17 protein-coding genes are annotated in these 20544 nt (G+C 64.0%); 13 read left to right on the top strand and 4 right to left on the bottom strand.

Annotated features, from left to right (window positions below):
- Positions 1–56: 56 nt before the first annotated feature.
- The 12 genes from V6M52_RS10780 to V6M52_RS10725 all read left to right on the top strand — a co-directional run bounded on the left by V6M52_RS10780 (position 57) and on the right by V6M52_RS10725 (position 16935).
- Positions 57–1100 (top strand): LacI family DNA-binding transcriptional regulator, encoded by a 1044-nt coding sequence (locus V6M52_RS10780; RefSeq protein WP_332701027.1) that lies wholly within the window; start codon positions 57–59, stop codon positions 1098–1100.
- 91 nt (positions 1101–1191) lie between these two features.
- Positions 1192–2655: a xylulokinase gene (gene xylB, locus V6M52_RS10775; protein WP_332701026.1), complete on the top strand. Its 1464-nt coding sequence runs from the start codon at positions 1192–1194 to the stop codon at positions 2653–2655.
- The gene (gene xylA / locus V6M52_RS10770; protein WP_332701025.1) at positions 2652–3959 is read left to right on the top strand and encodes a xylose isomerase; all 1308 of its coding nucleotides are present in this window, start codon (positions 2652–2654) and stop codon (positions 3957–3959) included. The genes xylB and xylA overlap by 4 nt, the downstream gene beginning before the upstream one ends.
- Entirely contained in the window at positions 3959–4402 is a 444-nt protein-coding gene (locus V6M52_RS10765; protein WP_332687271.1) for a GNAT family N-acetyltransferase, read from the top strand. The genes xylA and V6M52_RS10765 overlap by 1 nt, the downstream gene beginning before the upstream one ends.
- A gap of 9 nt (positions 4403–4411) precedes the next feature.
- Positions 4412–6022: a glycoside hydrolase family 43 protein gene (locus V6M52_RS10760; RefSeq protein ID WP_332701024.1), complete on the top strand. Its 1611-nt coding sequence runs from the start codon at positions 4412–4414 to the stop codon at positions 6020–6022.
- A gap of 120 nt (positions 6023–6142) precedes the next feature.
- The gene (locus V6M52_RS10755) at positions 6143–7060 is read left to right on the top strand and encodes an ABC transporter substrate-binding protein (RefSeq protein WP_332701023.1); all 918 of its coding nucleotides are present in this window, start codon (positions 6143–6145) and stop codon (positions 7058–7060) included.
- Positions 7061–7214: 154 nt separating this feature from the next.
- Entirely contained in the window at positions 7215–8030 is an 816-nt protein-coding gene (locus V6M52_RS10750) for a DUF2189 domain-containing protein (RefSeq protein ID WP_332687046.1), read from the top strand.
- Positions 8031–8122: 92 nt separating this feature from the next.
- Complete coding sequence (gene mutS, locus V6M52_RS10745) at positions 8123–10828, top strand: DNA mismatch repair protein MutS (protein WP_332701022.1); 2706 nt, start codon at positions 8123–8125, stop codon at positions 10826–10828.
- On the top strand, positions 10809–13604 hold the full coding sequence (locus tag V6M52_RS10740) for a [protein-PII] uridylyltransferase (protein WP_332701021.1): 2796 nt from the start codon (positions 10809–10811) through the stop codon (positions 13602–13604). Before mutS ends, V6M52_RS10740 begins: the two co-directional genes overlap by 20 nt.
- A 165-nt stretch (positions 13605–13769) precedes the next feature.
- A complete protein-coding gene (gene murJ / locus V6M52_RS10735; RefSeq protein ID WP_332687040.1) occupies positions 13770–15332 on the top strand; it encodes a murein biosynthesis integral membrane protein MurJ in 1563 nt (520 codons plus the stop codon).
- A 90-nt stretch (positions 15333–15422) separates the two neighbouring features.
- A complete protein-coding gene (gene trpS, locus V6M52_RS10730; protein ID WP_332687038.1) occupies positions 15423–16454 on the top strand; it encodes a tryptophan--tRNA ligase in 1032 nt (343 codons plus the stop codon).
- A 10-nt stretch (positions 16455–16464) separates the two neighbouring features.
- Positions 16465–16935, top strand: coding sequence for a universal stress protein (locus tag V6M52_RS10725; protein WP_332687036.1), 471 nt, complete (start codon positions 16465–16467; stop codon positions 16933–16935).
- Here V6M52_RS10725 and V6M52_RS10720 read toward each other — a convergent pair.
- Positions 16932–17336 carry an MAPEG family protein gene (locus V6M52_RS10720; protein ID WP_332687034.1) on the bottom strand — a complete coding sequence of 135 codons (405 nt, stop codon included), beginning with the start codon at positions 17334–17336 and terminating at the stop codon, positions 16932–16934. The two genes, V6M52_RS10725 and V6M52_RS10720, sit on opposite strands and share 4 nt — an antisense overlap.
- Before the next feature lie 191 nt (positions 17337–17527).
- Between V6M52_RS10720 and V6M52_RS10715 the strand changes: the two genes are divergently transcribed.
- Entirely contained in the window at positions 17528–18094 is a 567-nt protein-coding gene (locus V6M52_RS10715) for a NifU family protein (RefSeq protein WP_332701020.1), read from the top strand.
- A gap of 100 nt (positions 18095–18194) precedes the next feature.
- Here the strand turns inward: V6M52_RS10715 and V6M52_RS10710 are convergent, their stop codons facing one another.
- The 3 genes from V6M52_RS10710 to V6M52_RS10700 form a co-directional block, all read right to left on the bottom strand.
- Positions 18195–19226, bottom strand: coding sequence for a hemolysin family protein (locus V6M52_RS10710; protein ID WP_332687030.1), 1032 nt, complete (start codon positions 19224–19226; stop codon positions 18195–18197).
- 73 nt (positions 19227–19299) lie between these two features.
- On the bottom strand, positions 19300–19743 hold the full coding sequence (gene ybeY / locus V6M52_RS10705) for an rRNA maturation RNase YbeY (protein ID WP_442881848.1): 444 nt from the start codon (positions 19741–19743) through the stop codon (positions 19300–19302).
- A gap of 26 nt (positions 19744–19769) precedes the next feature.
- Positions 19770–20544, bottom strand: a 775-nt coding sequence (locus tag V6M52_RS10700; RefSeq protein ID WP_332701019.1) for a PhoH family protein, incomplete at its 5' end; no start/stop codon positions are given.

Here is a 20544-nt window from a genome sequence, read left to right as displayed (position 1 = left end):
ACTTGACCTTTCGCCCGAGCCTGCCAAAGCTCGGTGCAATGAGACCGGGAGGATACGTGAACGAGATCGGTTTGAGACGGCGGGCCACGGTGCACGATGTGGCGCGGACAGCCGGCGTGTCCCTGGCCACGGTGGACCGTGTGCTCAACGGCCGTCCGGGCGTGCGTGCAGCGACCGTCGAGCGGGTGGAAGCCGCCATCGCCGAGATCGGTTTTCAGCGCGATCTCGGCGCGTCGCTACTGGCCCGCGCCCGCGATCTCAAGCTTACCTTCGTCATTCCCGACGGCTCCAACGAGTTCATGGCCAGTCTCGCCGACGCGGTGGAGCGCCGCGCCGGTCTGGCGCTGACCGATCGGATGCATATCGAGACGCAGCGTATCCGCGCGCTCGACGCCGACGCCCTGGCGCGGAGCCTCGATGCGCTCGATCCGCGCCAATGCGACTGCGCCATCATCGTGGCCAGCCAGGAGCCCTCCGTGCAGACCGCCGTCGACAGCGCCACCCGCCGTGGCATCGTGGTCATGACGCTGGTCTCGGACCTGCCGGGAACATTGCGCCGGCACTTTATCGGCATCGACAATGCCGCGGCCGGCCGCACGGCGGCATCGCTGCTCGGGCGTTTTTTGCCGCAGGGCGGCAAGGTCGCGGTCATCGCCGGCTCGCTGCATCTGCGCGACCATTCCGACCGCCTCGCCGGGTTCCGCGCCGCGCTGGCCGCTGAATTCGGCAAGATCGAGTTGATCGGGCCGATCGAAGGGCATGACGAGCGCCGCGAGACCGAGGCCATCGTCACCGACCTTTTGATGCGCCATCCGGACCTGAGCGGGCTTTATAATCTGGGCGCCGGCAATGCCGGGCTGGTAGCGGCGCTCGACGCCTCGGGCCGTGCCGGTGCGATCCGCGTCATCGCCCATGAACTCACTGAGCCCACCCGCAAGGGGCTCAAATCGGGGGCTATCGACGTGGTGCTGGACCAGAATCCCGATGGTGAAATCCGCGAGGCGATCGCTGCCGCCCGCACCCTGGCTTTGGGCGGCAATGGCAGGGGCGCCACCAATCCCATTGAAATCGGGATTTTCCTGCGCGACAATCTGCGCTAAGAAGCTGGCCATCATGAAACCGGCGGGGCCCGAAAACGGGCTGGGAGGACGTTCATTACATGTTCATACTTGTGACTGAGGTACGTGCCTCATGACCTATCTCGGCATTGATATCGGCACTTCCGGCGTCAAGGCGCTGTTGATCGACGGGCATGGCCGAGCGCTGGGCGAGGCCTCTGCCGCCGCCGTCGAACCGGTCCGCCCGCATCCTGGCTGGTCGGAACAGAACCCGGCCGATTGGTGGAATGCAACGCTCGCCGCGGTGGATAAGCTGAGCAAGTCTCATCCGTCCGAACTGGCTTCGGTGCGCGGCATTGGCCTTTCCGGACACATGCACGGCGCGACCCTGCTGGGCAAGAATGACGAGGTGCTGCGCCCCTGTATCCTCTGGAACGACGGCCGTTCGGCCGCCGAATGCAAGGAGATGGAAGCCGCCCTGCCCTCATTGCGGCAGCTTGCCGGCAATATCGCCATGCCCGGCTTCACCGCGCCCAAGATCGCCTGGGTCCGCAAGCATGAGCCGCAGGTTTACGAGAAGATCGCCAAGGTCCTGCTGCCCAAGGCCTATGTGCGGCTGCTGCTGACCGGCGAATATGTGGAAGACATGTCCGACGCGGCCGGCACGCTGTGGCTCGATGTCGGCAAGCGCGACTGGTCCGACGAGCTGCTCGCCGTCACTGGGCTCAATCGCAGCCATATGCCGCGTTTGGTCGAAGGCTCGGCGGTGTCGGGCAATCTCAAGCGTGATCTGGCCCAGCGCTGGGGCATGGACGGCCTTGTCGTGGTCGCCGGCGGCGCCGGCGACAATGCCGCTTCGGCCTGCGGCATCGGCGCCATCCGCCCCGGCGAAGGGTTTGTTTCACTGGGGACGTCGGGCGTGCTGTTCGTCTCCAACGAGCGCTTCAGCCCCAATACCGAGGGTGCGGTCCACGCCTTCTGCCATGCCATTCCCGACACCTGGCACCAGATGGGCGTGATCCTGTCAGCCACCGATAGTCTCAATTGGCTGAGCAAGATCACCGGCCAGAAGCAGGCCGAACTCTCCGGCGCGGCCGGGGCGCAGTTCAGCGGCCCGGGCGAAGAAATCTTCCTCCCCTATCTGTCGGGCGAGCGCACGCCCCATAACAATGCCGGCGCGCGCGGGTCCTTTGTCGGCCTTTCGCATTCCTCCGACACCGCCAAGCTGGCGCAGGCAGTGATGGAGGGCGTCACCTTCGCCTTCCGCGACAGCCAGCGTGTGCTGCATGACGCCGGCACGAAGATCGACCGGCTGCTGGCTGTGGGCGGCGGCTCGAAATCCGCTTTGTGGCTCAAGATGATCGCCACCAATCTCGACATGGAAATCGCCCTCCCCGAGGACGGCGATTTCGGTGGGGCACTGGGCGCCGCGCGGCTCGGCCTCTGCGCCGCCGAGGGCGCCAGGCCCGCCACCGTCATGACCATGCCGCCAATAAGAACCGTCATTGCGCCCGACAAGTCCCTGTCGGCCGCCTATTCCGACCAATATGCGCGCTATCGCGCGCTCTACCCCGCCATCGAGGAGGCACGTTCGTGACTGATTTCTTCAAGGGTATTTCGCCCGTCAAATTCGAAGGTGCCGACAGCACCAACCCGCTGGCCTATCGCCACTACAACAAGGACGAAATCGTCCTCGGCAAGCGCATGGAAGACCATATCCGCCCCGGCGTTGCCTATTGGCACACCTTCGCCTGGGAAGGCGGCGACCCGTTTGGCGGCCGCACCTTCGATCGTCCCTGGTTCGACAAGGGCATGGAAGGAGCAAAGCTCAAGGCCGATGTGGCCTTTGAATTGTTCGACCTGCTCGACATGCCCTTCTTCTGCTTCCACGACGCCGATATCGCCCCCGAAGGCGCGACACTCAAGGAATCCAACCGCAATGTGCGTGCCATCGGCGAGATCTTTGCCCGCAAGATGGAAACCAGCCGCACCAAGCTGCTCTGGGGCACGGCCAACCTCTTCTCCAACCGTCGCTACATGTCCGGCGCCGCGACCAATCCCGATCCGGAAGTCTTCGCCTATGCCGCCGGCCAGGTGAAGAACGTGCTGGAGCTGACCCACGAACTGGGCGGCGCCAACTATGTGCTCTGGGGCGGCCGCGAGGGCTATGAGACCCTGCTCAATACCAAGATCGGCCAGGAGCAGGACCAGATGGGCCGCTTCCTGCACCTGGTCATCGAGCATGCCGAAAAGATCGGCTACAAGGGCCAGATCCTAATCGAGCCCAAGCCGCAGGAGCCGAGCAAGCACCAGTATGACTTCGACGTGGCGACGGTCTATGGCTTCCTCAAGAAGTACGGCCTCGAAACCAAGGTGAAGTGCAATATCGAGGTCGGCCACGCCTTCCTCGCCAACCACTCCTTCGAGCACGAACTGGCTTTGGCCGCGTCGTTGGGCATTCTCGGCTCGGTCGACGCTAACAGAAACGACCTGCAGTCCGGCTGGGACACCGACCAGTTCCCCAACAACGTGCCGGAAACCACGCTGGCCTTCTATCAGATCCTCAAGGCCGGCGGCCTCAATTCGGGTGGCTGGAACTTCGACGCCAAGGTGCGCCGCCAGTCGATCGATCCCGCCGACCTGCTGCATGGTCACATCGGCGGCCTCGACGTGCTCGCCCGTTCGCTGAAAGCCGCGGCGGCGCTCATCGAGGACGGCACCTATGACAAGGTGCTCGATGCTCGCTATGCCGGCTGGAACCAGGGTCTGGGCAACGACATCCTTGGCGGCAAGCTCTCGCTCGCCGATCTTGCGGCCAAGGTCGATGCCGACAACATCAACCCGCAGCCCAAGTCGGGCCAGCAGGAATATCTCGAAAACCTGATCAACCGCTTCGTGTGATGATCAGGGCGATCGAACCGGGCGACCGCGATGTATGGACGCAATTGTGGAAGGCCTATCTGGCCTTCTACGAAACCGTGCTGCCGGACGAGGTCTATGCCTCGACCTGGTCGCGCCTGCTCGACCCAACCGAACCCACCTGGGGCGCCCTGGCGCTCCAGGATGGTCAGCCGGTAGGGCTGGTGCATTGGATTTACCACCGCAGCAACTGGTCGATTGTCGATAGCTGCTACCTGCAGGATCTGTTCGTGGCGCCCGCCGGACGTGGCAGTGGCCATGGCCGGGCGCTGATCGAGCATGTCGCGACGATCGCCGCGGCCCATGGCTGCTCGCGGCTCTATTGGACCACGCACGAAACCAACAAAACCGCCATGCAGCTCTATGACCGGTTGGCCAGCCAGTCCGGCTTCGTGCAGTACCGCATGACGCTACCGACCGCTTAGGATTTTGCCATGCCGCAACTGACCAATCCCATCCTGCCCGGCTTTAATCCGGACCCTTCGATCCTGCGCGTCGGCGACGATTACTATATCGCCACCTCGACCTTCGAGTGGTTCCCCGGTGTGCAGATCCATCACAGCAAGGATCTGGCCAACTGGGAGCTGGTGACCCGCCCGCTGACCCGCAAGGCGCAACTCGACATGCGCGGCGATCCGGACTCCTGTGGCGTCTGGGCCCCCTGCCTGACCCATGACGGCGAAAAGTTCTGGCTGGTCTATACCGACGTCAAGCGCAAGGACGGCTCGTTCAAGGACGCGCATAATTACATCATCTGGGCCGACAGGATCGAAGGACCATGGTCGGACCCGGTCTATACCAATTCCTCGGGCTTCGATCCGAGCCTGTTCCACGATGACGATGGCCGGAAATGGTTCGTCAATATGCTGTGGGACCACCGCCGCCGTCCGCTGCTGTTTGCCGGCATCGCGCTGCAGGAATTCGACCCCAAGGCCGGCAAGCTGGTGGGTCCGATCAAGAACATCTACCAGGGCACCGATCTCGAACTGGTCGAGGGGCCGCATCTCTATAAGCGTAATGGCTGGTATTACCTGCTGACCGCCGAGGGTGGCACGGCCTATGACCATGCCTGCACCTTCGCCCGTTCGCGCAATATCGACGGTCCCTACGAGACCCATCCCGACAAGCATATCCTGACCAGCAAGGACGCGCCCTTTGCGGCGCTGCAGCGGTCCGGTCATGGCGATATCGTCGAGACGCCCGAGGGCAAGACCTATCTGGTCCATCTCAGCGGCCGCCCCACCACCCAGGAGCGCCGTTGTGTCCTGGGTCGGGAAACCTCGATCCAGGAGGCCTATTGGGGCGAGGATGACTGGCTCTACGTCAAGAACGGCCCGGTGCCTTCCCTCCATGTCGAGGTGCCCGGCACGCGCGACGAAGCCAAATACTGGGCCGAGCAGCGCTATACGTTTGAATCGGAGCTGCCCATCGACTTCCAGTGGCTGCGCACGCCAGAGCCGGAACGGATTTTCACGCTTCAAAGCAGCAAACTACGTTTGTTCGGCCGTGAATCCATCGGCTCGTGGTTCGAGCAGGCGCTGGTCGCCCGCCGGCAAACCCATTTCAGCTATGACGCCGAAACCGTGGTGGATTTCAAACCCACCGACGAGCGCACCATGGCGGGCCTGACCGCCTATTACAGCCGCTACAATTTCTTCTACCTGGCGGTGACGGCCCATTCCGATGGCCAGCGCGAACTGCTGATCATGAGCTCAGAGATGAGCTGGCCCGACGGCAGGATGAGCTTCCCCGCCCAGCCGGTGCAGATCCCCAATGCGGGCAAGGTCAAGCTGGCGCTGACCATTCGCGGTCGCCAGCTGCAGTTCCTCTATGCCCTTGACGGCCAGGAGCTGCAGCCGATCGGTCCAGTGCTGGACGCATCCATCCTTTCGGATGAATGCGGTGGTCACCAGGCTCATGGCAGCTTCACCGGCGCTTTCGTTGGCGTGGCGGCGCATGACCTCAACGGCACGGCCAGCCCCGCCGATTTCGATTATTTCACCTATCGGCCGGTCCGGCACGAAACGGATCGGTACGAGGTCTAGGCATCAATCCGGTGGGGTCGCCTGGCGCGTCCCCAGCGGCATTTGCAGGCTTGACTTGGAGCCTCCTGCTGTGGCGTATCAACTCAATCTTGAGTTAGATACTCCACTTTAGGAACCGTCATGAAATCCTCTCTCACCATCCTTGCCGGGATGCTGGCCGCAACCCTTGCCATCGCCGCGCCGGCGCTGGCCCGCGACGTCACCCATGCAATGGGTGTAACCGATGTGCCCGAAGCGCCGCTGCGCATCGTTGCCCTGACCAATGAGGCGGCCGAAGACCTGGTGGCACTCGGCATTGTCCCGGTCGGCGCGGCGCGCTCGGCCAATTCCGACCCCTGGTACGACTATCTGAGCACCGACCTCGCCTCCGCTGTGGTCACCGGCGAGGAACTGGCCCCCGATCTCGAAGCCATTGCGGTGCTGCAGCCTGATCTGATCCTGGGCAACAAGCGGCGCCACGAGAAAATCTATGACCAGCTTTCGGCCATTGCCCCGACCGTGTTCGCCGAATCCATCCAGGGCACCTGGAAGGCCAATTTGACGCTTTATGCCGAGGCTGCCGGCAAGCCGGCCGAGGGTGCGGCACTGCTCGCCGGCTACCAGGTTCGGCTGGAACAGATCCGCGCGGAGCTGGGTGATCGGGTCAACGAGGACATCTCGGTGGTTCGCTTCCTTGCTGGGCAAAGCTACGCTTATTTCCCGGCCAGTTTTTCCGGGTCAGTGCTGGCCGATATCGGCTTTGGCCGTCCCGAGGCGCAGAATGGCGAGGGGCTCGCCGAGTTGATCACCAAGGAGCGCATTGGCGAGCTGGCCGCCGACCGCATCCTCTATTTCACCTATGAAACCGGCGACGGCCTGGCCATCAATGAGGGCGAATCCTGGATGGCCGAGCCACTCTGGCAGAACCTCGAAGCTGCCAAGGCCGGGCAGGTCTATGGCGTCTCCGATGCCGTATGGGCCACCGCCGGCGGCTTCATGGCTGCCCAGCTGGCGCTGGACGACATCGAGACCATCTTCGCCCTGCCCCCTACGCGCTAGGCGGATCGGCCGCAGCCCGCCTGCGGCCGATTTACGATTTTCCGATCAAGGGGGCGACAATCCGTCGCAGCTCGCCTAAACTCCATTCATTGCTGGTCGCCGGTTCGCGGGACTTAGCGCGGGCCATGCGGCTTCCAACTGGAGGAGCACAGCCATGGCCCATTTCCACGTTCTGTCCGGCGCGGGCGATAAGCTTGATCTGCCGGTCATCCGCACCATCCATATCTCCGACCTGTTCGACGCCTTGCGCCTGGGCGCTACCGATTTCTGGGAAAGGCCCAGCCATTACGTCATGCTGGTGCTGATCTACCCCATTATCGGCATTGTGCTGACGGTGTGGATGAACGGCTATCACACTTGGCCGCTGCTCTATCCACTGGTGGGTGGCTTCGCGCTGATCGGCCCGTTTGCTGCCCTTGGGCTATACGAGATTTCCCGCCGGCGCGAAGAAGGGCTCGATGCCTCCTGGTCCCATGCTTTCGCCGTGCTGCGCTCGCCCGCCATCGGCTCCATCGCTGCCCTGGGGGTCATGCTCTTCGTGCTCTTCACCCTATGGCTGACCGCGGCCCAGGCGCTTTATGAAAGCCTTTTCGGCTCGTCCACGCCGCAAACGCTCACCGGGCTCATGGCCCAGGTGTTCAGCGAGCCCGGCGGCATGACCCTCATGATCGTTGGCACCATGCTGGGCGCGCTGTTCGCTCTGGTGACGCTTTGCACCACGGTCATCGCCTTCCCGCTGCTGCTCGATCGCGATGTGGGGGCTTTCGTCGCCGTCGAGACCTCGTTCCGCGCGGTGATGCACAATCCGCTGCCGATGCTGGCCTGGGGCGTCATCGTCGGCGCCGGCCTGTTTGTCGGCTCGTTGCCGCTCTTTGTCGGGTTGGCGGTGGTGATTCCCATCTTCGGCCACGCCACCTGGCATCTCTACCGCAAGGTGGTGGCGCCGGCCTCTGAGATCCGGGGGATGTGAGCCCAACAAACCGGGCAAATCCCCCCACGGCGGTTGGATTTCCGCCTCGAACGCCCTAAGGTCTCGGCTTCCTTGCCGAGACCCAATTGCTGATGGATGCAACGCCAATCGAATCCGCGCCGAGCCCGGCACTGACGCCGATGATGGCGCAGTATTTCGAGATCAAGGCGGTCAATCCCGGCTATCTGCTGTTCTATCGCATGGGCGATTTCTACGAGCTGTTCTTCGAGGACGCCGAAATCGCCAGCGCCGCCCTCGGCATCGTACTGACCAAGCGCGGCAAGCATCTGGGCGAGGATATCGGCATGTGCGGCGTGCCCATCCACGCCGCCAATGACTATCTTAACAAGCTGATCAGGCTGGGCCATCGCGTCGCCATCTGCGAGCAGGTGGAAGACCCCAAAGAGGCCAAGAAACGCGGCGCCAAATCAGTGGTGAAGCGCGACGTGGTGCGGCTGATCACGGCCGGCACGCTGACCGAGGACGACCACCTCGATGCCCGCGCCAGCAATTTCCTCGCGGCTTTGGCCATGGTGCGGCATGGCGAGACCGATTTCGCCCTTGCCTGGGCCGACGTCTCGACCGGCGAGACCTTCACCGCTGATCTCTCCGCCGAACATCTGCAGGACGAGCTGGCGCGCATCGACCCGGCCGAGCTGCTGCTGACCGAGGCGACGCGCGCCGCTTTGGTTGAGCGACATCTGTTCGCGCCCAATTGGCTCGGTATCACCCACCCAGCCCCGCTCGAGAGCTTTGACAGCGAAGCGGCAACCGCCGCCCTGCGCCAGGCCTTTTCCGGCGGGGTCTTTGACCCGACTGCCCTGTCCCGCGCCGCACGGGCCGCCCTGGGCGCCATCGTGGCCTATGTGCGTGAGAGCCAGAAGGGCGTCGGCGTGGCCTTGCGTCCGCCCGTGGCCGATACGACGACCCACCACATGGCCATCGACCAGGCGACACGCGCCTCGCTCGAACTGCACCAGACCCAGCGCGGCCAGCAGCGCGGCTCGCTGCGCCAGGTCATCGACCTCACGGTAACGGCGCCAGGCTCCCGCCTGCTGTCGGCGCGTCTGGCGTCGCCGCTGGCCGATTCCGGCGCGATCAACGAGCGGCTCGACGCCGTTGGCCTGCTCGCCAATGATACATTGCTGACCGGCAGGCTCCGAGCCGATCTCAAGGCGGTGCCAGACCTCGCCCGGGCCCTGACCCGGCTCGCGCTCGACCGCGGCGGGCCGCGCGATCTCGCCGCCATCGGCAAGGCCGTGAGCGCGGCAGTGGCGCTGGCTGGACATTTCGCCCGCCTGGAGGATGTGCCGGCCGTCCTGGCCCGGCTAGCACGGACACTGGCCACGGCGCCCCTGCCGCTGGCATCTGAGCTGGCGCTGGCGCTGGACGATGAGCTGCCTTTGCTCAGTCGCGATGGCGGCTTTGTGCGCAAGGGCTACGATGCCGCGCTCGACGACGAGCGGGCGCTCGCCAGCGAGACTCGCGCCGTGGTGGCGGCCCTGCAGGCAAGGCTGATCGAAGAGACCGACGTCCGCTCGCTCAAGATCCGGCACAATGGCGTGCTCGGCTATTTCGTCGAAGTCCCTGCCGGGCATGGCACGAGGCTTCTCGAGGAGCCGCACCGGCAGAGCTTCATCCACCGCCAGACGCTGGCCAATGCCATGCGCTTCACCACCACGGAACTGGCAGATCTCGAAGGCCGCATCGCCCGCGCGCATGAGGCGGCGCTGGAAATCGAACTCAAGGTCTTTGCCAGCCTGCGCTATGACGTGCTGAGCCGCACCGATGTGCTGCGCGAACTGGCCGATGCCCTGGCCGAGCTGGACGTGACCACGGCCCTCGGTCATCTGGCCGCCACCCGTTCCTATACCCGCCCCGAAATCGACGATTCCCTGGCCTTCCGCATCGAGGGCGGTCGCCACCCGGTGGTGGAAGACATGGTCATGGCCGAAGGCCAGAGCTTTGTCGCCAACGACGCCGACCTCTCCGGGGACGATTCCATTGGCGGCGGCCGGCTCTGGCTGGTCACCGGCCCCAATATGGGCGGCAAGTCCACCTTCCTGCGCCAGAACGCGCTGATCGCCATTCTCGCGCAAATGGGCAGCTTTGTGCCAGCAAGCTGCGCGCATATCGGCGTCATCGACCGGGTTTTCTCGCGGGTTGGCGCCAGCGACGATATCGCCCATGGCCGCTCCACCTTCATGGTCGAAATGGTCGAGACCGCCGCCATCCTCAACCGCGCCACGCGGCGCAGCCTGGTCGTGCTGGACGAGATCGGCCGCGGCACGGCCACCTTTGACGGCCTCTCCATCGCCTGGGCGGCCGTTGAGGCCCTGCACGAAACCACCGGCTGCCGGGCGTTGTTCGCTACCCATTTCCACGAATTGACCAGCCTCGCCAAGACCTTGAGCCGCGTCGCCAACGTCACCATGAAGGTGCGCGAATGGGAGGGCGAGGTGGTGTTCCTGCACGAAGTCGGCCCCGGCGCGGCTGACCGCTCCTACGGGATCCAGGTGGCGCGGCTGGCCGGCCTGCCCGAGCCGGTGTTGGCCCGGGCGCGCCAGGTGCTGACCGTGCTGGAACAGCGCTCGGCCGGCACGGCCTCTTCCAGCCAGAGGGCCAGCGTGCTAGACGATCTGCCGCTCTTTGCGCATCAGCCTGCCCCAAGGCCGGTGCGGCAGGACGCAGTTCACGCCGCGCTCGACGCCGTCAGACCCGACGAGATGACCCCCAAACAAGCGATTGAAGCGCTGTACGAGTTGAAGAAAATCCGCGATGACGCTCGCCGAAGCTGAGGCAAAGCCGCGCAAACCCCTCTTCGCGCTCAAGTCCGCCGAGACCATTCTCGGCGAGCTGGACGCGGCGATCGGCGATGAAGCGCCCAAATCCGGCGCCGCTCGCGCTATCGTGCTGGCCCATATCCGCATGACCCTGGCCGAAGCCCGCAAACAGGCCGAGGCCGAATTGCTCGCCACCGGCAAGGGCACCCGTTGCGCGCAAAATCTCAGCGCCGCGCAGAACGAGATCATCACCGCGGTGCATATGTTTGCCACCCGCAGGGTCTATCCAGTCGACAATCCCTCGGGCGCCGAGGCCATCGCGCTCTCGGCCGTCGGGGGCTATGGCCGCGGCACGCTGGCGCCGGGCAGTGACATCGATCTGCTGTTCATCCTGCCCTACAAGCAGACGCCCTGGGGCGAGCAGGTCACCGAATACATTCTCTATATGCTCTGGGACCTGGGCCAGAAGGTCGGCCACGCCGTCCGCTCGGTCGATGAATCGCTGCGCATGGCGCGCGCCGACATGACGGTTCGCACCGCCACGCTCGAGGCGCGTTTCCTCACCGGTGACAGGGCGCTGTTCGATAGCCTTGTGCATCGCTTCGAAACCGAGATCATGCCCAGAACGGGCCCCGAATTCATCGCCGCCAAGATGGCCGAGCGCGATGAGCGGCACAAATTGATGGGCAATACCCGCTACGTGGTCGAGCCCAACATCAAGGATGGCAAGGGCGGGCTGCGCGACCTCAATACGCTGTTCTGGATCGGCAAGTACTTCTACCAGGTCAAGACCAGCCAGGAGCTGGTGGGCAAGGGCGTGCTGAGCGCCTCGGAATACCGCCTGTTCTCGCGCGCCGAGGATTTCCTCTGGGCGGTGCGCTGCCACCTGCATTTCGTCACGCACCGGGCCGAGGAAAAGCTCACCTTCGACGTGCAGCCCGAACTGGCCGAGCGCATGGGCTATGTCCAGCGGGTCGGCATGCTGGGCGTCGAGCGCTTCATGAAGCGCTATTTCCTCGTCGCCAAGGATGTGGGCGACCTCACCCGCATCATCTGCGCCAGCCTTGAATTCAACCACGCCAAGGACATGGACATTGTCGGCCGCGTGCTGGCGCCGTTCCGCCAAGGCCGCAGCAAGATCAAGGGCGAGCCCGACTTCGTGCTCGATACCGGCCGGCTCAACATCGCCAGCCCCGACGTGTTCGAAAAGGATCCGGTCAATCTGATCCGCATGTTCCTGGTGGCCGGACGCGAACAATTGCTGTTCCATCCCGATGCGATCAAGCACATCGCCCGCTCGCTGCGGCTGATAGACAACAGGCTCAGGAGCGACCCCAAGGCTAACGAGCACTTCCTGACCATCCTCACCGCCCCGCAATCGGTGGAGCGCATCCTGCGGCAGATGAACGAAAGTGGGGTGCTCGGCAAGTTCGTGCCCGATTTCGGCAAGATTGTCGCGCTGATGCAGTTCAACATGTACCACCATTATACGGTGGACGAGCATCTGATCCGCGCCGTCGGCGTCATGGGTGAGATCGCCAATGGTGGCCTGCGCGACCAGTTGCCGCTGACCCACGAACTGCTGCCGCAGCTCAACGACACCCGCCTGCTCTATGTGGCGCTGTTCCTGCACGACATTGCCAAGGGTCGCCCCGAGGACCATTCCATCGCCGGCGCCCGCATCGCCCGGCGCCTCTGCCCCCGCTTCGGCCTGTCGCCCGCCGAAACCGACACGGTGGCCTGGCTGATCGAGTATCACCTGCTGATGAGCGAGATCGCCCAGGCCCGCGACATCCAGGACCCGGAGACCGCCAAGGCCTTTGCCGACGTGGTGCAATCGCCCCAGCGCCTGGCGCTGCTGATGATTCTCACCGCCTGCGATATCCGCGCCGTTGGCCCCGGCGTCTGGACCGGCTGGAAGGGCAGCCTGCTACGGGCGCTCTACTACGCCACCGAGCCGCTACTGTCTGGCGGCCATAGCCAGGTCACCCAGTCCGACCGCATCGAAACCGCCCGCCGCGATCTGGCCACGGCGCTCGAGGCCTGGCCGCCGGCCGATGTCGAGGCCTATGTGGCCCGCCACTACGACCACTACTGGCTGCGCGCCGAGCCGGAACTGCAGGTCGAGCATGCCCGCATGATCCGCCACGCGGACATGTCGGGCGAGGGCTTTGCCGGCTCCATCCGGGTCAAGGCCTTCGAGGGCATTACCGAGGTCAGCTTCTACACGCCCGACCATCCCCGCCTGCTCTCGCTCATTGCCGGCGCCTGCACCATGCAGGACGCATCCATTATCGGGGCGCAGATTTTTTCGACTCGCGACGGCCATGCGCTGGACACCTTCCGGCTGCGCCGCTCCTTCACCAGCGACGAAGACGAAAAGGTCCGCGCCACCCGCATCATCGATACGGTCAAGCAATTGCTGCAGGGCAAGCGGACCATCCTCATCGACCTGGGCAAGGAAAGCCGCCACAACAAGCGCCTCAAGCCCTTCGCCCTGCCGGCGCAGGTCACGGTTTCCAATGCGCTGAGCGAGAAATTCACCGTGATCGAGGTCTCCGGCCTTGATCGCATGGGCCTGCTACACTCGCTGACCCATGTGATTTCCGACCTCAACCTCACCATCGGCTCGGCCCATATCGGCACCTATGGCGAAAAGGCCGTGGACGTTTTCTACGTCACCGACCTGACCGGCCAGAAGATCATGAGCAAGCCGCGCCAGCGCAAGATTCACGATGCCCTGATGGGCGTGTTCCACCCGCGGGCGGAGCAGAAGGTGGCCAATGGGTAGGTGGGCGATGCTCCCTTCACCTCTCCCGTTGGGGGAGAGGTCGACGGCGAAGCCGGCGTGTGAGGGGGCCTTCCCCGCGCACTGCACCACGACAAGTCCCCCTCACCCGGCCCTGCGGGCCGACCTCTCCCCCAAAGGGAGAGGTGAAGACGGTCGCCGACGATCGTGAGCCTCTACCGCAACTTTCTCTCCGTGGGTGGCCTGACCCTGGTCTCGCGCATTGCCGGCTTTGTCCGCGATGCGCTGATGGCGGCAGTGCTCGGTATCGGCCCAACGGCCGATGCCTTCAACGCCGCCTTCCGCTTCCCCAATCTGTTCCGGCGCCTGTTTGCCGAGGGCGCCTTCAATACCGCCTTCGTGCCCATGTTCTCGAGCGCGCTTGAGACCGATGGCGCCGACAGTGCCCGGGCGCTGGCCGGCCGCATCATGAGCTGGCTGGTAGCGTCCATCCTCGTGGTCACCGTGCTGGCCGAGATATTCATGCCGCAGTTGATGCTGCTCTTCGTGCCCGGCTTTGCCGACGATCGGGAAAAATTCGAACTGACCGTGTTCCTGACCCGGATCATGTTCCCCTATCTCGCCTGCATGTCGCTGATGGCGGCCTATGGTGCCATTCTCAACAGCCTCAACCGCTTCTTTGCCGCCGCCTTCGCGCCCGTGCTCCTCAACATCGTCAATATCGCTGTCTTGGTGCCCCTGGCGGTGCTGACGCTCGAAAATCCAGCCAATGTAGCCTTCTGGATGGCCATTGCCGCCCTGGCCGGGGGCGTGGCGCAATTGGCTTTGGTCTATTGGGCCATTCGTCGGTCCGGTTTCGTGCCGCACTTCACCTGGCCGCGCTACGATGCCGAAGTGCGCCGGTTCTGGATCCTGGCTATCCCCGCCATCATTGCCGGGGGCATTACCCAGATCAATATTTTCGTCGGCACCGTCATCGCCTCGAGCGCCGAAAGCGCCATCGCCATCATCGCCAATGCCGACCGTCTCTATCAATTGCCCCTGGGCATTATCGGCATCGCTATCGGCACGGTGCTACTGCCCGAGCTGTCGCGCCATCTCGGCGCCGGTCGCGAGATCGAGGCCCGTGCCACCCAGAGCCAGTCGCTGCTGCTCTCCATGCTGTTTTCCATGCCAGCGGCCGCCGCCCTGATGGCGATTCCCGTCCCCATTGTCCGCGTGCTGTTCGAGCGCGGCGCCTTCGACGCCCTCGCCACAGAGCAGGTCGCCGAGACCCTTTTCGCCTTTGCCGTTGGCCTGCCCGCCTTCGTGCTCATCCGCGTGCTGCAACCGGGCTATTTCTCGCGCCGGGACACCAAAACCCCGACCATTTTCGCCGGTATTTCAGTGGTCGCCAATATCGCCATCTCCTTGCTGCTGTTTCCCAGCCTGCAGCATGTCGGCATCGCCCTGGCCACGTCCATTTCCGCCTGGATCAACGTCGCCTGCCTCGGCTTCTTTCTTGCCCGGCGCGGCCATTTTGCCCTGACCTGGCCCGAATTGCTCAAGCACGGCCTGATCCTGTTCAGCAGCATCGTGATGGGGATTGTCCTGTTTGTCCTCGCCAGCCGCGCTCAGGCGATCTTTTCGCCCGGGGCATTCTTTCCGTTCCAGGCGCTGGCGTTGCTGGCCATCTGCGGCTTCGGCACGGTGCTCTATTTCACCCTGGTTCACATCACCGGCGCCCAGCCCCTCGGCCTGCTGCTGAAGCGGCTGAGAAGGCGCGGCTAGGACGGTCTCCTCGCCGGAAACAACTCCCGGTTCCCAATGAGCCCTTGCGCATATAGAACGGTGGCAACCAACACAAATAAGCGCTTATCCATGTCCTTCACCCCCCGCGTCTTCTCCGGCATCAAGCCCTCGGGCGATCTGCATCTGGGCAATTATCTCGGCGCCATCCGCCGCTTCGTGCCCCTGCAGGATACCCATGAGACCATCTATTGCGTGGTCGACATGCATGCCATCACCGTCTGGCAGGAGCCCGAAGACCTCAAGCGCTGGACCTACGAGATCGCCGCTGCCTATATCGCCGCGGGCGTCGACCCCAAGAGGTCGATCATCTTCAACCAGTCCCAGGTGATGGAACATGCCGAGCTGAGCTGGATCTTCAACTGCGTGGCGCGCATGGGCTGGATGGCGCGCATGACCCAGTTCAAGGACAAGGCCGGCGAGAACAGCGAAAACGTCTCGCTCGGGCTCTTCGCCTATCCCAGCCTGATGGCAGCCGACATCCTGCTCTACAAATCCACCGGCGTCCCGGTGGGCGAGGACCAGAAGCAGCATCTGGAGCTGACGCGCGACATCGCCAAGAAGTTCAACCACGACTTCAAAAAGCAGATCAAGGCCGAGGGCCACAAGGGCGACTTCTTCCCCATCACCGAAACGCTGGCCACCGGCCCGGCAATGCGGGTGAAGAGCCTCAAGGACGGCTCCAAGAAGATGAGCAAATCCGACGCCTCGGACCTCTCCACCATCTACATGATGGACGACGCCGATACGATCGCCAAAAAGATCAAGCGCGCCACCACCGATGCCGATGCGCTGCCCAGCGAGGCCGCTGGCCTAGTCGGCCGTCTTGAGGCGGAGAACCTCGTCGGCATCTATGCGGCACTCTCCAATCGCTCTGTCGATGACGTGCTGGCCGAATTCGGCGGCAAGGGTTGGGGCGCGTTCAAGCCGGCTTTGGGTGACCTCGCCGTCTCGGTGCTCTCTCCCATCGCCGAGGAAATGCAGCGGCTGGTCGCCGATCGCGGCGAGATGGACACCATCCTGCGCGATGGCGCCGACCGTGCCCGAGCCATCGCCCAACCCGTGATGGCCGATGTCCGCAAAATTGTTGGCTTCATCCGCTAGGAGCGCGCGTATGTACGAGACCGAATACAAGCGCAAATTCCTCGTCGTCATCGACGAGACGCCGGAATGCGAACGGGCGCTGACCTTTGCCGCCTACCGCGTCAAGCGCACGGGCGGCACCGTGGTGCTGATGACGGTGGTGCCCAAGCCCGAATTCATCGGCCTGGGCGTCGAGGACGTGCTGCGCGCCGAGGCGGTGGAAGAGGCCGAGCGCAACCTCGATGCTCGCCTCGCCCGCATCCGCGACATTGGAGACGTCAAGGTCGAGTCGGTGATCCGCGAGGGCGAGCCCGCCGAAGAAATCGAGCGTGTCATCGACCAGGACCGCGACATCGCCATCCTGGCGCTTGCCGCATCGACTTCGAACGAGGGTCCCGGCCCTCTGGTCATGCACTTCGCCAACCGCGCTAATGCCCTGCCTATCCCGCTGACCGTGGTGCCCGGCCGCATGAGCGACGAAGAAATCATCGCCATCTGCTAGATCCCGGTTTGCAGGATGATGGCGGCCATGACCATGACGAGCCCGGTCGTTGCCGCATTCCAGCTAAAGGTGCGTAGCCAGGGCAGTCCAAGCGCATACAGCGGCAGATAGACTATCCGTCCGCCCAAATAGATCGCGGCGCCCCAGACGCTGAGCCAGCCGCCCTGGCGCTCAAGTGTCTCGAGCATCAGCACAGCGGCGGCAAAGATGGCGAAGGTCTCAAGAAAGTTCCTTTGGGCTCGATCCATCCGCCCGGCCAGCCCTGTCGGCCGCAGGTCCTGATCCCGGGCGCCAACCGTATAGGCATTGCCCACCTGCGCCTTGAAGGCAAACGAGGCGGCACTGAGATGGACAAGGCCCAGGACCATGGCGCCGAACAGTGTCCAGCTTTCGATCGACATCGTAACCTCCCCAATCAGGTACTGAAATCAGCTTGCAGCCAAGGGCAGCGATACACAACGGGGAACCCGTGACCTGGCTCGGACGAACTGAGGTGCCGGGCCGGTGTCCGCACGGCAACGTGTTTGCCCTTGCGCTCCGCGCTCAAAAGACTATTTTAGAAGCGTTCTAATCGCAAATCTCAGGCGCCCAGATGTTCATCCAGACCGAAGCCACGCCCAATCCCGCGACCCTCAAGTTCCTGCCGGGGCGCGATGTGCTGGTCGGTGAACCGCGCGATTTCCGCAGCCCCGAGGCCTCGGTTAATTCGCCGCTGGCCCAGGGTCTGTTTGCCATTTCGGGCGTCACTGGCGTGTTCCTTGGGTCCGATTTCATCTCGGTCACCAAGGACGACACCAACTGGGCTCACATCAAGCCCGCCATTCTCGGCGTCATCATGGACCACTTCCTCTCCGGCAAGCCGGTGATCGTGGAAGGTAGCGTCGATGTCGCCAATTCTGACGAGGTCGAGGAGTTCTTCGAGGCAGAAGACAGCGAGACCGTCGAAGTGATCAAGGAACTGCTGGCCACCCGCGTGCGCCCGGCCGTGGCCATGGATGGCGGCGACATCACCTTCAAGGGCTTCAAGGACGGCACCGTCTTCCTTCACATGCAGGGCGCCTGCTCGGGCTGCCCGTCCTCGACCGCTACGCTCAAGAGCGGCATCGAGAACCTGCTCCGCCATTTCGTCCCCGGCGTCGAGGCCGTGCAGCAAGTCTAGCACTGGCGAGCAAAGTCAAGCAGCAAGCCGAAGGCCCAAGGAGCAATCCTCGGGCCTTTAGTTTTGGCATGGGATGGCCAAAAAAAGCCCGGGGCCCTTCCTATTCCGCGGCGGCCTTCTCGGCCTCGCTGCGCTGGTCGGTAAGGGCCAGCGGCTCGGCGGCCTCGCCTGCCCGCTTGCGCCTTATCCGCAGACGCTTGATGCGGCGACTGTCAGCGGCCAGGATTTCGAATTCGAAGCCGTCCAGCCGCGTGACGCGCTCGCCCCGTTTGGGCACATGACCGGCCAGGTCGAATACCAGCCCGCCAATGGTTTCCACGTCCTCTGCATATTCGCCGGGGTCGAAATCGGGCCCGATCAGGCTCCGCACGTCGCTCAGCTCGGCGCGGGCATCGGCGATATAGGTGTCGACGCCCACCTTGCGGATCAGCGAGGCGGCAAGCTCGTCATGCTCATCCTCGATCTCGCCCACCACGGCCTCCAGCAGATCCTCGATGGTCACCAGACCGTCGGTGCCGCCATATTCGTCGATGACGATGGCCATATGCACCCTGGAAGCGCGCATCGATTGGAGTAGATCACCAACGGGCATAAACGTGGGTACGAACATGGCATCGCGTGTCAGGTCCAGCCGGATGACCTTCTGCTTGAGCACGGTCGAGACCAGCTTGACCGGCACGTCCTTGGCGGGGTCTGTCACCGGCTGGGTGATCTTGCCCAGGGCGTCCTTGACGTGGATGAAGCCCAGTATGTTATCGAGATTGTCGTCATAAACCGGCAGGCGCGAGTGCCCGGCCTGGCGGAACTTGGCAATCAGTGCGCCCAGGTTGACATCGGCTTCGATGGCCTGGATGTCGCTGCGCTCCACCATGACGTCGCCGACCGACACATTGGAGAGCTTGAGCACATTCTGCAGGATGGTCCGCTCGCTTTCGGAGAAGTCCGCGGTTTCCGCGCTCCCCTGCTCGTCGAGGGCGACCTGCAGGTCGTCGCGCAGCGAAACCGTGCCACGGGCCAGCATGGCCTTGATCCGGTTCCAGATGGATGGCCCCCGCGCGGGCACGGAGGCGGTACTAGAAGGAGGCTCGGGATTGGTGGGCGCCGAGGGGCCCATACTGTCGCTATCGTTCATGGTCTCTCGCCGCGCAAGCTGCGGCTATCTGTCCTCGAATTGGGAAACACGCCCGGATCATAAAGGCCCGGCCCTAATCGGCATAGGGGTCTTCGACCCCAAGGCTTGCCAATATCTGGGTTTCCAGGCTCTCCATTTGAAGAGCCTCTGCGTCTGTCAGGTGATCATACCCTAAAATGTGCAGGAATCCATGCACCACAAGATGAGTGAAATGGGCCTCGAACGTGACACCCTGCTCCGCCGCCTCCCGCTCCAGTGTTTCGCGCGCCAGCGTGATATCGCCGAGGATGCCGACAACCGGCCCAAACGGCTCGATCTGGGGGAAGCTCAGCACATTGGTGGAACTGTCCTTGCCCCGCCACTGCTGGTTGAGCTCATGCTGCTCTTCGTCATTGGTGAGCAGGATCGACAGCTCGGCCGCGCCCTTGATCTTGGGCTTGGCCTGCTTGAGCGCTTCCAGCACGGCACGCTCGGCCAGAGGATCGAGATCCTCCGGCCAGGCGTCGTCATTGCGGATAATGGCGATTTCGAGTGGCGCAGCTTTCAGCGAACGACCCCTTCGGTCGCCTTTTCGGCAAGCTTCTTGGCCGTGTCGGCCTCGTAGGCCCGCACGATGCGGCCGACCAGCGCGTGGCGCACCACGTCCTTGTCGTTGAAGCGGCTGATATGCACGCCCTCGACGCCGTCGAGCAGGCCGATGGCTTCCACGAGGCCCGATTTCTCGCCGCGCGGCAGATCGACCTGGGTCGGATCGCCGGTGACGATCATCTTGGAGTTCTCGCCCAGGCGGGTCAGGAACATCTTCATCTGCATCGAGGTGGTGTTCTGTGCCTCGTCGAGGATGACCACGGCATTGGCGAGCGTACGCCCGCGCATGAAGGCCAGCGGAGCCACTTCGATAATGCCCGAGGTGATGCAGCGCTCGACATTTTCCGGCTTCATCATGTCGTAGAGCGCGTCATAGAGCGGGCGCAGATAGGGATCGACCTTTTCCTTCATGTCGCCGGGCAGGAACCCCAGGCGCTCGCCGGCTTCGACGGCCGGACGGGAAAGGATGATGCGGTTGATATCGCCGCGTTCGAGCAGGCTCGCGGCATGCGCCACGGCCAGATAGGTCTTGCCGGTGCCGGCCGGGCCGACGCCGAACACCAGTTCGCTCCGCTCCATCGAGCGCATATAGGCGTCCTGCGCTGGGGTGCGGGCGACGATGGTGGATTTGCGCGTGGCGATCTGGGCCATGCGCACCTTGCCCTTGCGCTCGAGCGTCGGCAGGGTGAGCTGGCTGTCCTCGGTCTCGATCATGCGGATGACGCCGTCC

Source organism: Devosia sp., assembly GCF_036676215.1.
Classification (GTDB): domain Bacteria; phylum Pseudomonadota; class Alphaproteobacteria; order Rhizobiales; family Devosiaceae; genus Devosia.
This window is presented reverse-complemented; position numbering and strand designations above follow the sequence as displayed.

Coding starts and splice junctions, on each gene's coding strand:
- xylB (WP_332701026.1), top strand. CDS start 1,192: ATGACCTATCTCGGCATTGATATCGGCACTTCCGGCGTCAAGGCGCTG.
- V6M52_RS10765 (WP_332687271.1), top strand. CDS start 3,959: ATGATCAGGGCGATCGAACCGGGCGACCGCGATGTATGGACGCAATTG.
- V6M52_RS10760 (WP_332701024.1), top strand. CDS start 4,412: ATGCCGCAACTGACCAATCCCATCCTGCCCGGCTTTAATCCGGACCCT.
- V6M52_RS10755 (WP_332701023.1), top strand. CDS start 6,143: ATGAAATCCTCTCTCACCATCCTTGCCGGGATGCTGGCCGCAACCCTT.
- V6M52_RS10750 (WP_332687046.1), top strand. CDS start 7,215: ATGGCCCATTTCCACGTTCTGTCCGGCGCGGGCGATAAGCTTGATCTG.
- mutS (WP_332701022.1), top strand. CDS start 8,123: ATGGATGCAACGCCAATCGAATCCGCGCCGAGCCCGGCACTGACGCCG.
- V6M52_RS10740 (WP_332701021.1), top strand. CDS start 10,809: ATGACGCTCGCCGAAGCTGAGGCAAAGCCGCGCAAACCCCTCTTCGCG.
- trpS (WP_332687038.1), top strand. CDS start 15,423: ATGTCCTTCACCCCCCGCGTCTTCTCCGGCATCAAGCCCTCGGGCGAT.
- V6M52_RS10725 (WP_332687036.1), top strand. CDS start 16,465: ATGTACGAGACCGAATACAAGCGCAAATTCCTCGTCGTCATCGACGAG.
- V6M52_RS10720 (WP_332687034.1), bottom strand. CDS start 17,336: ATGTCGATCGAAAGCTGGACACTGTTCGGCGCCATGGTCCTGGGCCTT.
- V6M52_RS10715 (WP_332701020.1), top strand. CDS start 17,528: ATGTTCATCCAGACCGAAGCCACGCCCAATCCCGCGACCCTCAAGTTC.
- V6M52_RS10710 (WP_332687030.1), bottom strand. CDS start 19,226: ATGAACGATAGCGACAGTATGGGCCCCTCGGCGCCCACCAATCCCGAG.